Origin of the sequence: Chromohalobacter sp. 11-W (genome assembly GCF_029889905.1) — a bacterium.
Lineage (GTDB): Bacteria > Pseudomonadota > Gammaproteobacteria > Pseudomonadales > Halomonadaceae > Chromohalobacter.
This window is the reverse complement of record NZ_JARANZ010000001.1, coordinates 408,312-424,033: the sequence shown is the minus strand read 5'-3', so window position 1 is coordinate 424,033 and position 15,722 is coordinate 408,312. Positions and strand designations below refer to the sequence as shown.

The following is a 15,722-nucleotide window of genomic DNA, read 5'->3' as shown; positions in this document are numbered from 1 at the left end:
TTCCTGTCAAAACGATGTAGCACCAACAAAACGTAGCACCGAAGGAGAGCGAAACGATGAAAACAATGACCACAAGAATCGCCGCTACAATCGGGGGCCTATTGCTGGCCAGCGGCGTCCAGGCTCAGGAAGACAACAAGCTTTACCTGTTCAACTGGACCCAGTACATGGACCCAGCGATCATCACAGCCTTCGAGGAGAAATACGACGCCGAGGTGGTGCAGAACTACTACAACTCGCTGCCCGAGATGTTCGCCAAGCTCAATGCCGGCGGCGTATCGCAGTACGACATCATCGTCCCATCCAACTACTACGTGCCACGGCTCATCGAGACCGGCATGGTACAGAAGCTCGACAAGTCCAAGATCCCCAACTTGGACAATGTCATGGAGCAGTTCGAGAGTCCCAGCTATGACCCGCAGAGCACCTATTCGGCGCCCTACCAGTGGGGGGTGACCGGCCTGGTGTACAACGCCGAGACGTTCCCCGACGCCCCCAAGAGCTGGTCGTTGATGTTCGATCCCGAGGTCAATCCTGGATACCCTTTCGCACTGATGGGCGATGGGCAGGTCACCATGGGCGGCGCCTGTGCGCATCTGGGCCACGGCTATGACTGCACCGACACCGAGGCCTGGAAGGAGGCCGCCAGGTTGCTGATCGACACCAAGAATCGCAGCAACTTCAGCGGCTTCGTCGACGGCACGCCGAGTCTGCAACAACTGGCGCGTGGCGTGACGCACGTCGCCTTGAGCTACAACGGCGACTACCTCTTCTACAGCCAGGAAAACCCGGACTCTTTCGAGAACATCAAGTTCATGATTCCCGACGAAGGCACCGAGATGTGGGTCGACACCATGCTGATCCCCTCCAAGGCGCCCCATCCCGATCTGGCCCACAAGTTCATCAACTTCATCCTCGACGCCAAGATCGGCGCTCAGCTATCCAACTACAACTACTACGCCAGCCCCAATGCGGCGGCTCAGCCCTACCTCGACGACATACTGACCCAACCCCCTATCCAGCCGTCCGAGGAAGATATGCAGCGGCTGCACTTCACGCCCAGTCTCGAGGGCGAACAACTGCAGGTCTTCCAGCAGTTTTGGTCAGAGGTCCAGTCACGCTGAAACGACAGGCCCCGGCCACTCGGCCGGGGACCCATCTGCAGAGCAAGGAAATCCCATGAGTAACCGTCAGGAACACCCCCACTTCAACGACTGGTTTCAGACGCGCGGCATCACCGAGGTCGAATGCCTGGTCACCGACCTCACTGGCATTCTCAAAGGCAAGATCATGCCTGCCGGCAAGTACCTGGGCGGTGGTCGCCCACGACTGCCGGACTCGATCTTCATCCAGACCGTCACCGGCGGCTATCCCGATGACGATGACATCCACTTCTGGAACCCTGCCGAGCGGGATATGGAGCTGGTGCCCGACCCCAACGCCATCTTCCTGGTGCCCTGGGCCGATGATGCTACCGCCCAGATCATCCACGATTGCCACTACCTGACCGGCGAGCCAGTAGAGCTTTCCCCCCGCCACGTGCTCAAGCGGGTGTTATCCTTCTACGAGGCGCGCGGCTGGAAGCCGATCGTCGCGCCCGAGGTCGAGTTCTTTCTGGTCAAGACCAATACCGACTCCGACTATCCTCTGGAGCCGCCGATCGGTCGCAACGGCCGTCAGGAGAGCAGCCGGCAGTCGTTCTCCATCGATGCGGTCAACGAATTCGATCCGCTTTTCGAGGAAATGTACGACTACTGCGATGCCATGGACCTCGACCTGGATACTCTGATTCACGAAGAAGGTGCCGGGCAGATGGAGGTCAACTTCCAGCACGGCGACCCCCTGCGGCTGGCCGACCAGGTGGTGATGTTCAAGCGCGCCTTGCGCGAAACGGCGCTCCGTCACGGCATGTATGCCACCTTCATGGCCAAGCCGATGGCCAATGAGCCGGGCAGTTCGATGCATCTCCATCAGAGCCTGTTGGACGCCGAATCCGGTGATAATCTGTTCGCCGGCGAAAACGGCAAGTCCAGCCGATTGTTCCAGCAGTTCATCGGTGGGCTGCAGCACTACCTACCCTCGGCCATGCCGCTACTGGCGCCCAACGTCAACTCCTACCGCCGGCTGATGCGCACCGAGACCAGCGGCTCGGCGCCGACCAACGTCGAATGGGGTACCGACAACCGTACCGTGGGCCTACGGGTGCCGGTCTCGACGCCCGAGGCGACGCGGGTCGAGAATCGTCTGGCGGGGGCCGATGCCAATCCTTATCTGGTCATGGCAGCCTCGCTGGCATGCGGCTATCTCGGCATGCTCAGCCAGCTCGAGCCACGTCCGCCGATGATTGGATCGGCTTGGTCCGGCGGCCACACACTGCCTGACGATATCCGTCCGGCGCTGGATATGCTGAGCGATTGTCAGCCGCTGGCCGAGGTCCTCGGCGAGCGTTTCACCAACAGCTACCTGGCGGTCAAGCGCGCCGAGCACCGCGAGTACTTCCAGGTGATCAGCTCCTGGGAGCGCGAGCATCTTCTTCTCAGAGTCTAGGCTTATTTTTCGTGACACCCACCGACCACCTCGCCCATCCAGCCAGCCTGACCTGGCACCATCATCTGGCCAGGCTTTTCCAAGCCGTCGCAGGCAGTGGCTTTCCGCTCCTGTTGGAACAGACGCTGCGCGAGCTGGTCGGTTTCGATACCATCTTGATCAATACGTATAAAGGACAACGACGGCCGCTGCTGATCCACGACAATTACCCACCGACGCGGCGCGAACAGGGCATCGAGCGCTATTTGAACCATGCCTTTCTGCTGGACCCGTTCTTCAAGGCCGTCCATGACGGACTGGAGAGCGGCGCGCAGCGGCTGCGCGAGCTAGCCCCGGATCGTTTCGAGAGCAGCGACTACTATCATCACTACTATCGCGCCTTGGGGCTCACCGACGAGATCGGCTTGTTCGCAAGGGTCGACACTGACGTCGTCATGGTGGTGTCACTGGGGTTTCGCGACGATGCCCCAAGGATCACCCGTCGGGATATGCTGGCGTTACGCCATATCTCGCCAGTGCTGGAAGTGCTGCTCGGGGAATACTGGAAGTGGCAGGAACACCGCTTCCACCAATGCCTGGCCGAGCGAGAACCGGTGGAGGAAGCCTTCGATAGCTTCGGGCGGGAACGCCTGACGGCACGTGAACGGGATATCGTGCGTCTGCTGCTGGCCGGTCACTCCACCAAGTCGGCAGCACGTGAACTGGGCATTAGCGACGGCACCGTCAAGGTCCATCGTAAGCACGTCTACCAGCGTCTCGAGATCTCCAGCCAGTCGCAACTCTTTCGGCTTTTCCTCGACCATGTGGCGCTGGTCTCACGACGCCAGGCAGAACAGTAAGTAGGCTTCCAACCGCACTCAGCCATATCGCCATGAGGGTGCCCTTCCTTGGGCTTGCCTCCCTTCCTCATTGGCACCAGTCACTGCCGCTCGCGTCTCGTGACAGTACTCAAGGCGCGGGCATCAGCGATATCCAGACGGTCTTGAGATCGGAGTATTCCTCCAGCGAATGGTGTGACTTGTCACGGCCATTGCCGGACTGCTTGACGCCGCCAAAGGGGACCGTCTGGTCCATATCCGCCCAGTTATTGACGAACACCTGGCCCGAGCGTAGCCGCCGCGTGACACGCATGATGCGATCGATGTCCTGACTCCACAGGCCTGCGGCGAGGCCGTAGTCGCTGTCGTTGGCCAGCCGCACGGCTTCTTCCTCGGTATCGAAGCCGAATACCGCCAATACCGGGCCGAATATTTCCTCCCGGCCAATGGTCATGGCGTCGGTCACGCCGTCGAACACCGTCGGGCCGATGAACAGGCCCTGACCATTCGGCCCTTCGCCGTCCATCGCTTTGCCACCGGTCCGTAGCGTCGCGCCTTCTTCGACGCCCTGGCGGATGTAGTCGAGCACCCGCTGGTACTGGGTCTGATCGACCATCGCCCCCATGAAGCTCGCCGGGTCCAATGGATCGCCGGGCTGCATGCTTTCGGCGGCGGCCAGCACTTTGTCGACGAAGCGCTCGCGAATGCTGTTTTCGACTAATAGCCGCGAGCCGGCGATGCACACTTCGCCCTGGTTGTGAAAGATCGCGGCGGCGGCATGCTCCGCCACTTGGTCCAGGTCCTTGCAGTCGGCGAAGACCACATTCGGGCTCTTGCCGCCGCACTCTAGAAAGACTTTCTTGAGGTTCGACTGGCCGGCGTACTGCATCAGTTGCTTGCCGACCCCGGTGGAGCCGGTAAAGGCCAGGCAGTCGACGCCCATCGACAGTGCCAATGCCTTGCCCACGGTGTGGCCGAAACCGGGCAACACCTGAAAAACGCCGCGCGGCAAGCCGGCTTCGCGCGTCAATTGAGCGAGGCGCAATGCCGACAGCGGCGACTTTTCCGAGGGCTTGAGGATGACACTGTTGCCAGCCGCCAGCGCCGGGCTGATCTTCCAGGCGGTCATCATCAACGGAAAGTTCCAGGGTACGATCGACGCCACCACACCGAGCGGCTCGCGTAGTACCAATCCCAGGCTGTCCTCACCGGTGGGGGCGATCTCGCCATAGAGCTTGTCGATGGACTCGGCATGGTGACGAATGCAGCCGATAGCACCGGCCATGTCCCCCATGGCGCTCGACACCGGCTTGCCCATGTCCAGACTGTCGAGCAGCGCCAACTCGTGCTGGTGCAACTCCATCAGGTCGGCGAGACGCAGCATCGCGGCCTTGCGTTCCCCCGGTGACGCACGCGACCACTCGCCGCTCTCGAAGACACGTCGCGCGACCGCCACTGCTGCCTCGGCGTCAGCGGCATCGCAGCTGGCTACCTCAGCGAGCGTCTCGCCGGTGGCTGGATTAAGCGTCGTGAAGGTCTCGCCGCTGACAGCGTCCACGAAGGTATCATCGATATAGGCACGCGCCTCGAGGCTCTTTTCGACACTCAGGCGCTCGGCCAGCGTCCGCCAATCGGCATGGGTTTCGGGAATTGAGGCTATGGATTGAGTCATGTCGTTCTCCCCAGGTCAGGACACGCGATTGACGCGTTCAAGGATGGCATCGCAAAGCACTTGAGTGCCTGCGGCACAGTGTTCCGGCGTGGCGTATTCGGCCTCGTTATGGCTGATGCCGTCGCGGCAGGGCACGAAGATCATGGCCGTCGGCGCCACCCGCGACACATAGACGGCATCATGACCGGCCCCGCTCATCATGCGACGGTATTTCAGCCCCTGCTCACGGGCGCCGCGTTCCACCGCAGCGACGCACTCGGGGGCGAACTCGACCACCGGCGAGGCCCAGATCCGCTCCTGGGCCACCGTGACGCCGCAGGTCTCGCCCACCTCGGCAAGTAGCCCTTCGAAATACGTTTGCAACGCGTCAAGTTCGCTCTCTACCACATGGCGCAGGTCGATAGTGAGCTTGACGTCGCCCGGGACCACATTGCGTGACGCCGACACGATCTCCAGACAACCACAGGTCACTTTGGTATCGCCGCTATCGTCCGCTAGGGCATGGGCCTGCAGACGGTCGACAAGGCACGCCGCTGCCGCCAGCGCATCGCGGCGATAGCGCATGGGGGTCGGGCCGGCATGGGCCGATTGGCCCGAAAGCGTCACGTCGAACCAGCGCATGCCCTGAACGCCGGTTACCACGCCAATGGTCTCGCCCTCTTCCTCGAGCACCGGCCCCTGCTCGATGTGCACCTCGAAGAAACTGTCCAGGCGTGGCTCGCCTACCGGCGACTCGCCGGCATACCCGCAAGCCTCGAGGGCCTCGCCGAATGTCACGCCGTCGCGGTCCTCGCGGGCCAGCGTCGACTCGACGCTGAACGCACCGGCATAGGTGCCGGAAGCGACCATGGCCGGCGCGAAGCGGCTACCTTCCTCGTTGGTCCAGACCACCAGTTCCAGCGACCGCTCGGTGGCGATGCCCTGGTCCGCGAGGGTACGCAACACTTCGAGTCCGGCCAGGACACCGAGAATACCGTCGAAGCGCCCGCCCTTGGGCTGGGTGTCCAGATGACTGCCCATGGCCACCGGGTCGAGGTCGTCGCGCTTGCCGGCGCGGCGAATGAAGAGGTTGCCGACGCGGTCGACCCGCCAGGTACAGCCGAGCGACTCACACCAGTCGAGCAGCAAGCGTCGTCCGGCGGCATCCTCCGGCGTCAAGGCTAGGCGGCAACTACCACCGTTCTCGGTCGGGCCGATCTCGGCCATTGCCATCAGGCTGTCCCATAACCGTTGGCTGTCAATGGAAACCGCCATGAGGTACCCCCTTTGTGCTTGTTAGGTGTTTGAATCATTGAACACATTAGGCGGCTCTCCGGTCGTTGCGATATACCCCTATCAGGATATATTCCTGCCCTCCCCTTCCTCGCTAATCTCGTTTGCGAACGCAACGATGCATCACAACGACTCTTCACAACGACGCATCGCGGCCACCCATCACGGCAATGAACGCTTTTAACTGGCGAGACGAGACCATGAACACCGAGACCCGTACCCACGATGCCCAAGCGCTATGGCAGAAGGACAAGGATCACTTCATCCACCCATTCACCGACTTCAGCACCTTTCACGAGGAAGGCTGTGACCTGATCACCGACAGTGACGGCATCTACGTGCAGGACGCCCACGGCAACCGCTTCATCGACGGCATCGCCGGGCTGTGGTGCGTCAACGTCGGCCATGGCCGAGCCGAGATCGGCCAGGCCATGGCCGAGCAGGCCACGCGCATGGCCTACTTTTCGACCTTCAACAACCTCTCCAACGTGCCGGCCACGCTACTCGCCGACAAACTCGCCGAGCTGGCGCCCGCGCACCTCAACCACGTCTTCTATAGCTGTGGCGGCTCGGCGGCCAACGACGCCACCATCCGTCTGGTGCATTACTACTTCAACCGGATCGGCAAGCCGGCCAAGAAGCGCATCATTTCACGCAACAACGCTTACCACGGCACCACCTACCTCGCCTCGACCCTGACCGGCATCGCCAGCAACAACTGGGACTTCGATACCCTCGATCACCTGGTCACCCATCTGAGCGAGGCCAACTGCTACCGCCGCCCCGAGGGGATGAGCGAGGCCGAGTACTGCGATCAGCTGGTCAAGGAGTTCGAGGAAACCGTCGCCGAGATCGGCGCCGACAACATCGCCGCCTTCATCGCCGAACCGATCATGGGTGCCGGCGGCGTGCTGGTGGCACCGAAGGGCTATCACAAGCGCATGCAGGCGGTGTGTCGCGCCAACGACATCCTCTACATCGCCGACGAGGTAGTGACCGGTTTCGGTCGTCTGGGACACTTCTTCGCCTCCGAAGAAGTGTTCGAGACCCAGCCCGATATCATCAACTGCGCCAAGGGGCTGTCGTCCGGCTATGCACCACTGGGCGCGACGCTGATCTCCGACGAACTCTACGAAGTGCTATCTACCCCGCAGGGACCGGGCGGCGTGCTGAGCACCGGTTTTACCTATTCCGGCCATCCGGTGAGCTGCGCGGCGGCACTTAAGAACATCGAGATCATCGAGCGCGAGGGGATCTGCGAAAACGTCCGCGAGGTGGGCCCCTATCTCGAAGAGCGCCTGCATTCGCTGTCGCATCACGCCACAGTGGGCGACGTGCGCGGCAGCCATTTCATGATGTGTCTCGAGAATGTCGCCGACAAGCAGAGCAAGGCGCTATTCCCGGTGGAGGCGCGGGTCGGTGACCGGATCGCCTTCGAGGCACAGAAGCGCGGCCTCATCATTCGTCCGGTAGGTCATCTCAACATCGTGTCGCCCCCACTGATCTGGACGCGGGAAACCGTCGATCGCGTGGTGGATATCCTCGACGCGGCGCTGACGGCCACGACCAAAAGCCTCGAAGCCGACGGCTATCTCTAATCCTCGCCGGGTCTGACACGGCCCGGCACGCTCCGCGCTTTCTCAACAACCACAAAACGAGCCAACCAACCATGGACACTTACGGACTCTGGAGCCTGTTTCCCACCCTGATTGTGCTGATCATGGCCATCGTCACCCGCCGCACCATCGAATCGCTGATGACCGGCGCGCTGGTTGGCATGTTGATGATCGACCCGACGAGTGTGGTGACCCAGGCCTCTGACACGCTGCTCACGGTGCTCGGCAACGATACCGTGACCTGGATCATTCTGGTCTGCGGGCTGTTCGGCAGTCTGATCGCACTGCTGGTGCGTACCGGCGGCGTGCTGACCTTCGGCGACGTCATGACCCACCGTATCCACGGCCGGCGTCAGGGGCTGCTGACCACCTGGATCCTCGGTCTGGCCATTTTCGTCGACGACTACCTCAACGCCCTGGCGATCAGCGCCTCGATGAAGAAGATCACCGACCGCTTCAAGGTTTCGCGGGAGATGCTCGCCTATATCGTCGACTCCACCGCCGCGCCGATCTGCATCCTGGTACCCTTCTCCACCTGGGCGGTATTTTTCGCCGGTCTGCTCGAGGACAACAATGTGACCGGCAGCGGCATGGGCCTCTACATCGAATCGATTCCCTACATGTTCTACGCCTGGATCGCCGCTGCAGTGGTGCCCCTGGTAGCGATGGGCTGGATCCCCGCCATCGGCCCCATGAAGACGGCCGAGTTGCGCGCCAGTGGCGGTCAGGTGATGCCCGACGGCGCCGAGGAAAACGCCTTGGAGGTCGAGGACGAAGGCCAGCGTCGCCCGCACCTGCTCAACTTCCTGCTGCCCATCGCCAGCCTGATCTTCTTCACCTGGTATTTCGACATCGACATCCTGCGCGGGGTGATCGTGGCCTTGGCCGTGACACTGGTACTGATCTTCAGTCAGCGCCTGATGAGCTTTCATGCCACCTTCGACACCGCGCTCGAGGGCTTCAAATCGATGCTGATGCCGCTGGGTACGCTGGTCGCCGGCTTCACGCTCAAGGAAGTCAACGACGGCCTGGGGCTCACCGAATACGTGATCCAGACCCTGCAACCGCTGATGACCGCCCAACTGCTGCCGGCGGTAAGCTTCGTCACCATGGCGTTCCTGGCCTTTGCCACCGGCTCGTTCTGGGGGCTCTTCGCCGTGGCGATGCCCATCGTGCTGCCGCTGGCGAGTAGCGTCCACGCCGAGATGCCACTGGTGATCGGCGCGCTGATCTCGGCCAGCGCCTTCGGCAGCCACGCCTGCTTCTACGGCGACTCCACCGTGCTCTCGGCCCAGGGTAGCGGCTGCACGCCGATGGCTCATGCCCTGACACAGCTTCCCTATGCGCTTATTGCCGCCTTCCTGGCCATGCTGGTATTCCTGGCGGCAGGCTATCTTTGAGGTTCGTCATGAACGACACATACATTACAACTGAGCGGCGCACCGCCACTCCCGCCGAGCTGGGCTTTTCCATGCCCGCCGAGTTCGCCGCGCACGACGCCTGCTGGATGCTCTGGCCGCAGCGTCCCGACAACTGGCGCTACGGCGCCAAGCCGGCTCAGGCGGCGTTCGTCGCTGTCGCTGAGGCAGTCGCCGAGAGCGAGACGGTATTCGTCGGCGTTAACGACGATCAATACGAGAACGCACGCAACCAGTTGCCGGCCCACGTCCGGGTGGTCGAGCTTTCCAGCAACGATGCCTGGATGCGCGATGTCGGGCCAACCTTTCTGACGCATCCGGATGGTCGCCTGGCAATGGTCGACTGGGAATTCAACGCCTGGGGCGGGCTCAACGGTGGGCTCTACTTCCCCTGGGACAAGGACCGCCGCATTCGCCAAAAAATCGCCGAGATGCTCGGTATCGAACGCTTCATCACCCCGCTGGTGGTCGAGGGTGGCGCGATCCACGTCGACGGCGAGGGCACCCTGATCACCACGGAGGAGTGCCTGCTCAACCCCAACCGCAATCCCGATCTCGACAAGGCCGAGATTGAACGGCTGTTGAGCGTCTACCTGGGTGTCGAAAAGGTCATCTGGCTACCGCGCGGCTGTTTCCAGGACGAGACCGACGGCCACGTCGACAACCTGTGCTGCTTCGTTGCCCCCGGCGAGGTGGCGCTGACCTGGACCGACGACGCGAGTGACCCACAGCAAACTATCTCCCGCGAGGCCCTGGCGATTCTCGAAGCTGCCACGGACGCCAAGGGGCGGAAGATTACCGTGCACAAACTGCCGATGCCCGGCCCGCTGACCATCGCCGAGACCGAAGCCAGCGGCGTCGACCGGCTGAGCAGTTCGCGCCCGCGCCAACCCGGCGACCGCATGGCCGCCTCCTACGTCAATTTCTATATCGGCAACTCGGTGGTGGTAATGCCCAAACTCGATCCGGCCTATGACGACGCGGCACGAGTCATCCTCGAGAGATTGTTTCCAGACCGCCGGGTGGTCGCGGTCGATGCCCGCGAAATCCTGCTGGGCGGCGGCAACATCCACTGCATCACCCAACAGCAGCCCCGGGCCTGACCCTGTCAGGCACTATCGTACGACAAGCCTATGCAGCAGGATGGCCATGTCAGATACGCTCGACGACGCCTACTCTGTTGAAGAGCAACCCTGCTGCAAAAAAGCGGCCATCCAGTGGGCGACCTGCAGTGAGTCCGTACGCGCAGACGCCCCATGGAGCTTGGTCAGCGCCGGGTCGGTCGCCGTCGACGGAATCGGAGCGTCACGGCGTGCCTGAAGCAACTGGGTTTCGAACGCCACATTGAATTCCGGATGCGCCTGAAGGGTCAGGATACGGTCATCGTACTGAAGTGCCGCAAACGGGCAGAACGACGAAGAGGCAATGACCTCGGCCTGCTTCGGCTTGCTCAGCACCTGGTCCTGATGCACTGCATTCAGCGTGAATTGGCCACCCAGGGCGTCCAGTTCCGGCACGCTTTTGTCCAGTTGATAGGTATGCAGGCCCACGCCCCAACCTTGCGGATACTGGTTAACGTCGGCACCAAAGGCCTCGGCCACGATCTGGTGGCCAAAGCAAATGCCCACGATCGGACGGCCGGTGGCGTAGATTTCCAGAATCAGTTCTTTCAAGCGTGCCATCCAGGGCGTCTTGTCACAGACGCTGGATTTTGAGCCGGTGATGAGCCAAGCATCACAGGCATCGGCTGATTCGGGAAAGATATCGTCCCGGACATCGAAGGTAATGAAGGTAAAGTCATAACCGGCTTGCCCAAACAAGTGAACGAACATATCAGCATAGGAACCATACGTTTCGATCAGGTTGTCCGGCGTCGTGCCGGTGGCCAGTATGCCGACTTCCAGCGTCATGACGGATTCCTCGCTCACGGTCTCGCCGTGCATGTATTCAGGACCTAGCCAGGATCAGAGCAATCCCAGATAGGCCTCGTATTCAACATCGGAGATGCGCTCATTCAGGCGAAGGCGCTCCTGGCGTTTGGCGTGCGCGTATACACACACGAACTCTTCTCCCAGGTATCCCCTCAGTTTCTCACTCTGGTCGAAGCGAGTGATGGCGTCCTGCCATTCACAAGGCAACGGATATTGGGAATTCTCTTCGGCGTAGGCATCACCTTCCACCGGGGCATCTGGCTCGAGCTCGTTTTCCATGCCATGCAGCGCACCGGCGAGAATGGCCGCCAGCACCAGATACGGATTGGCATCCGCACCGGCCACCCGGTGTTCGATCCGCCGCGCCAGATTGGGGCTTTCCGGCACACGCAGCGCCACCGTCCGGTTCTCGTAACCCCAACTAGCATGGGTCGGGGCATAGGCGCCTGGCATGAAGCGACGATAGGAATTCAGGTGCGGCGCGAATACCAGCATGCTCTCCGGCATCGATTGCATCAGCCCGGCGATGGCATGGCGCAGTAGGTCACTGCCCTGCTCGGTGCCATCATCGAAGACATTGTGACCGTCGCGGTCGAGCAGGCTGAAATGCGCGTGAAAGCCGTTGCCGCTTTCCTCGACATAGGGCTTGGCCATGAAGGTAGCCGCATAACCGTGGCGACGGGAGACGCCGCGTACGAGACGCTTGAACATAATCGCCTGATCGCCCGCATTCAACGGATCGGCCACATGGTTGAGATTAACCTCGAACTGCCCCGGCCCCATCTCGGCAATGATGGTATCCGCGCCTATACCCTGCACCTGGCAGGCCTCGCGAACATCGGCAAAAAACGCCTCGAAGCCATCCATTTCCTCAACGGAATAACCTTCCGTATTGGCCAGGCGGCGTCCTTTCCCCTCTGTCAGTGCCGGCGGAATCGGCCGCTGAGTCCTCTCCGACTCGGCATCCATCAGATAGAACTCAAGCTCGGTGGCCATCACCGGTGTCAGCCCCTTTTCGGCGAAGCGATCCACCATGCGCTTGAGCACCTGGCGAGGATCGGCCTCGAAGGGCGTGCCATCGGGGTTGAACATCATCGCCAGCATCTGGTCACGCGGCGCTTCCGACCAAGGCACCGGGATTGGCTCTGCTGAGACAGGCATGCAAATACCATCACTGTCGCCGGTCTCGAATACCAGCCCATTGGCCAGTACATCGGCGCCCCAGAAATCAAAGCCCACCACCGAACGCGGCAGTTTGAGCCCTTCCTTGCGGACCTTTTTCAAACCGCTGGCTGGCAGGCGCTTGCCGCGTAAATTCCCGTTCAAATCCGTGATGAAGAGATCCAGATCGCGGGTCTTGTCCTGTTTGTTATTCGTCGCCATACGCGTGACTCTTGAATGCTTTTCGAAAATCAGAGCATCAAGATATCCCATCCAGATAGCGGTGTATCTATCACCCCAGGGGTATCCGGTCGGTGGAAGACGTCATTTATCTCTGCCTGCCGCATGACCCGAAGGCGAGCCGGACTGGTGCCGGTCCACCATCTAGCTTAGCCTTGGGGAAATCCCCGATAACGCCCTGCCGGCGGCGTACAAGAGCAAGGACAAGCGATGCGAGATCGCGTCAATCAGATACAGACCAATGAGAGTTGGCAGAAAAACTTGGCCGTACTCATCGAGCATCAGCGACTGCGCAGTTTTCCGGCGATGCTGGAGGCCTTCCTGTCGACCCTGTGTTTCTTCGACACGATTCTGCTCCTGACCTACAAGAAATCGCTGCGACCGATTCTCGTACATCCTTCCGATCCAGCGGAGCAGAGCGACACCCTGCGCCAGTACATCAACCATGCCTATGTACTCGACCCACTTTTCCACGCCATCAAGGACACCGCATCCCCCGGCATCGTGCGACTTGCCGACATCATGCCGGACTCATTCAAAAGCACTGAGTACTATCAAACCTGCTATCAGAACTTCGGGCTGGTGGATGAGATCAATCTATTGATCCGTCTGGATGACGAAGTGACCTGCGCCATCACGCTCGGGCGCAAAGCCTCGCTGGAAAGCATTTCGCGCACTGAGTTGAATGCCCTACAAGAGTTTCACCCGGTCATCAGCGCGCTCATGCGTCAGTTCTGGCAGACCCAGTCCGACGAGTTCCTGCAATACGGCCGTTCCGACGGCCCCATGAAGCGCGCGCTGCGCACTTTCGCCAGCGGTGTGCTGACTCAGCGTGAACGGGAAATTACCGATCTCATCCTGCGGGGTTTTTCTTCCCAAGCGATTGCCGACCACCTGAAAATCAGCGTCGGCACGGTAAAGGTGCATCGCAAGAACATCCATTCGCGACTGAACACCTCCACTCAGGCTGAGATTTTCACGCAGTTCATCAACCACCTGAATCACCTGGAAGAACATCACTAGGCGGGCCGGTCAAGCGCATAAGCTGAATCTTACGTTGAGCCGGATGCCCCTCCGGGACCGCAAGACCTCAGATACGCGTGCGCCGGTGGCGATATAGCCACGCGACATCACTCATGAACGAGTACAACAGCAATACCAGCGCCAGGCCCACACTCAACATGGCCCAGAAGGGCGAGACCCAAGGCAGCAACGCTGCCAGCAGGCTGACCACCTGCCACACGCAAACCACCTTGCGGCGTAAACTCGACGGCAACGGCCGCCGCAACCATGTCCAGGCATATCCTGCCGCGACGAAGACATATCGCAGCGCCCCACACAACAGCACCCAACCGCCCAGCTTGTCGAGCACCACGAGCGCGCAGCACAACACGGCGATGAAGAAGGCATCCAGCTCCATGTCAAACCGGGCGCCGAAGGCAGTGGCGGAATGCGTATGTCGTGCCACCCAGCCATCGAGGCCATCCAAGCACAAGGCCAACAATGCCAGCCCTCCCATTTCCAGCGCATGACGCTGCATAAAGGCGGGAAACGCCATGCTGCCGGCCAGCAGTGCGATCAACACGCCCCGCAGCAAGGTCACGCGATTGGCCCAGCCCAGCCAACGCAATGCTACTGGCCAACCCCATACGATCATGACTGCCATCGCCAGATACACACCTCCTACCGTCCAGCCAAGCCCAGGGGGCGCCGCCAAATGCCACTGGAGGGTTTCCACCAACAGCCCCACCAGGCACAAGCCCAACAGTAGTTCCAGTACCGCCGGCAACCCATGTACCCACGATACCCTGCGACCAATGGCGTGGCGTGATGTGTCACGCATGACCTTTTCTCCCCAACGTCTGCGTTTAACTATGGCAGAGGGCCCCATAAACAGCGCGATTTTCACTACGCTGATAGCACTCGAACCTTAAAATAAAATGGTACACAAACACCTCTATGTACAATACCTGTACATGAATGGTGTCATGGACGATACTCAAGGTGAATAAGGAGATTTGCCATGCTCGCAGCGAACGCCCAGGCCTTTTGGATACAGGCACCGGGGCACGGTGAAATTAGACAGCACGCCTTGCCCACCCGCCAGACGCATGAGCTGTTGGTCAGAACACGCTACAGCGCCGTCAGCCGCGGCACCGAGAGCCTGGTTTTTCAAGGCAAGATCCCGGAGAGCGAATACACCCGCATGCGCGCGCCTTTTCAGGAAGGGGATTTCCCGGGGCCGGTCAAATATGGCTATGCCAACGTCGGCGTGGTCGAGGAGGGGCCGGAGGCTTGGTGCGGTCGCGAGGTCTTCTGTCTCTATCCTCATCAGACACGTTACGTCGTTCCCATCGAGGCCGTCGTGCCCCTGCCCGAGGACCTTCCCGCCACACGCGCGGTCCTCGCGGCCAACATGGAAACCGCCGTCAACGCTTTGTGGGACGCCGCCCCACGCGTCGGCGACCGGATCAGCGTTGTCGGCGCCGGCGTGGTCGGCAGCCTGGTCGCCTGGTTATGCCAACAAACGGCGGGGGTTCGCGTGCAACTGCTCGACATCGATGCCGGTAAGGCCGAATTGGCCGCGGCGTTGGGCTTGCCCTTTCGCCACCCGCACGATGCCGAGGCTGAACAAGACATAGTGATCAACGCCAGCGGCAACCCGCATGGCTTGCGCAGCGCCCTTGAACTGGCGGGATACGAAGCAGAAATCATCGAACTGAGCTGGTTCGGACGCGACGAAGTTGCATTGCCCCTCGGCGAGGCTTTCCATTCGCAGCGGTTGACGCTGCGTGCCAGCCAGGTCGGCGGTGTCTCGCCAGCACGACGCGCGCGACGCAGCCATGCTCAGCGTCTACAACTAGCCCTGACGCTACTCCGCGATGCCCGTCTCGATGCCTTGATCGACGGAGAAAGCAACTTCCTTGATCTACCCGCTGCCTTGGCACGACTGAGCGACGCGGATCGCCCGGCACTGTGCCATCGCATACGCTATTCGTGACACTGCCACTATGCGACGACACCCACGTAATACGCATAACCGGTAA

At 61.1% G+C, this 15,722-nt stretch carries 13 protein-coding genes; 8 read left to right on the top strand and 5 right to left on the bottom strand.

The window, feature by feature from the left end; genetic code table 11:
- Positions 1-56: 56 nt before the first annotated feature.
- Genes OP494_RS01860 through OP494_RS01850 form a run of 3 tightly spaced genes read left to right on the top strand, consistent with a single transcriptional unit; the run spans position 57 to position 3,386 of the window.
- Positions 57-1,124, top strand: a complete 1,068-nt coding sequence (locus OP494_RS01860) for a spermidine/putrescine ABC transporter substrate-binding protein (RefSeq protein ID WP_280539049.1) — start codon at positions 57-59, stop codon at positions 1,122-1,124.
- 55 nt (positions 1,125-1,179) lie between these two features.
- Entirely contained in the window at positions 1,180-2,547 is a 1,368-nt protein-coding gene (locus OP494_RS01855) for a glutamine synthetase family protein (RefSeq protein ID WP_280539048.1), read from the top strand.
- Positions 2,548-2,558: 11 nt separating this feature from the next.
- The gene (locus OP494_RS01850; protein WP_280539047.1) at positions 2,559-3,386 is read left to right on the top strand and encodes a helix-turn-helix transcriptional regulator; all 828 of its coding nucleotides are present in this window, start codon (positions 2,559-2,561) and stop codon (positions 3,384-3,386) included.
- A gap of 109 nt (positions 3,387-3,495) precedes the next feature.
- Here the strand turns inward: OP494_RS01850 and OP494_RS01845 are convergent, their stop codons facing one another.
- Both OP494_RS01845 and OP494_RS01840 read right to left on the bottom strand, forming a co-directional pair.
- Positions 3,496-5,037, bottom strand: a complete 1,542-nt coding sequence (locus OP494_RS01845; protein WP_280539046.1) for an aldehyde dehydrogenase — start codon at positions 5,035-5,037, stop codon at positions 3,496-3,498.
- A gap of 15 nt (positions 5,038-5,052) precedes the next feature.
- The gene (locus tag OP494_RS01840; protein WP_280539045.1) at positions 5,053-6,291 is read right to left on the bottom strand and encodes a M20 family metallo-hydrolase; all 1,239 of its coding nucleotides are present in this window, start codon (positions 6,289-6,291) and stop codon (positions 5,053-5,055) included.
- 218 nt (positions 6,292-6,509) lie between these two features.
- Here OP494_RS01840 and OP494_RS01835 point away from each other — a divergent pair, with 218 nt between their 5' ends.
- The 3 genes from OP494_RS01835 (at position 6,510) to aguA (ending at position 10,446) form a co-directional block, all read left to right on the top strand.
- A complete protein-coding gene (locus tag OP494_RS01835) occupies positions 6,510-7,907 on the top strand; it encodes an aminotransferase (protein ID WP_280539043.1) in 1,398 nt (465 codons plus the stop codon).
- 71 nt (positions 7,908-7,978) lie between these two features.
- Entirely contained in the window at positions 7,979-9,325 is a 1,347-nt protein-coding gene (locus OP494_RS01830; RefSeq protein ID WP_280539042.1) for a Na+/H+ antiporter NhaC family protein, read from the top strand.
- A gap of 8 nt (positions 9,326-9,333) precedes the next feature.
- Positions 9,334-10,446: an agmatine deiminase gene (aguA, locus tag OP494_RS01825; RefSeq protein WP_280539041.1), complete on the top strand. Its 1,113-nt coding sequence runs from the start codon at positions 9,334-9,336 to the stop codon at positions 10,444-10,446.
- A gap of 69 nt (positions 10,447-10,515) precedes the next feature.
- Here aguA and OP494_RS01820 read toward each other — a convergent pair whose 3' ends face one another.
- Positions 10,516-11,271, bottom strand: a complete 756-nt coding sequence (locus OP494_RS01820) for a glutamine amidotransferase (RefSeq protein ID WP_348521690.1) — start codon at positions 11,269-11,271, stop codon at positions 10,516-10,518.
- A gap of 36 nt (positions 11,272-11,307) precedes the next feature.
- A complete protein-coding gene (locus tag OP494_RS01815; protein ID WP_280539040.1) occupies positions 11,308-12,657 on the bottom strand; it encodes a glutamine synthetase family protein in 1,350 nt (449 codons plus the stop codon).
- A gap of 228 nt (positions 12,658-12,885) precedes the next feature.
- Between OP494_RS01815 and OP494_RS01810 the strand changes: the two genes are divergently transcribed.
- A complete protein-coding gene (locus tag OP494_RS01810; RefSeq protein WP_280539039.1) occupies positions 12,886-13,698 on the top strand; it encodes a LuxR C-terminal-related transcriptional regulator in 813 nt (270 codons plus the stop codon).
- Positions 13,699-13,765: 67 nt separating this feature from the next.
- Here OP494_RS01810 and OP494_RS01805 read toward each other — a convergent pair whose 3' ends face one another.
- Positions 13,766-14,518, bottom strand: coding sequence for a CDP-alcohol phosphatidyltransferase family protein (locus OP494_RS01805; protein WP_280539037.1), 753 nt, complete (start codon positions 14,516-14,518; stop codon positions 13,766-13,768).
- Positions 14,519-14,698: 180 nt separating this feature from the next.
- Here OP494_RS01805 and OP494_RS01800 point away from each other — a divergent pair, with 180 nt between their 5' ends.
- Positions 14,699-15,676 (top strand): zinc-binding alcohol dehydrogenase, encoded by a 978-nt coding sequence (locus OP494_RS01800; RefSeq protein WP_280539036.1) that lies wholly within the window; start codon positions 14,699-14,701, stop codon positions 15,674-15,676.
- The last annotated feature ends 46 nt before the right edge of the window (positions 15,677-15,722 follow it).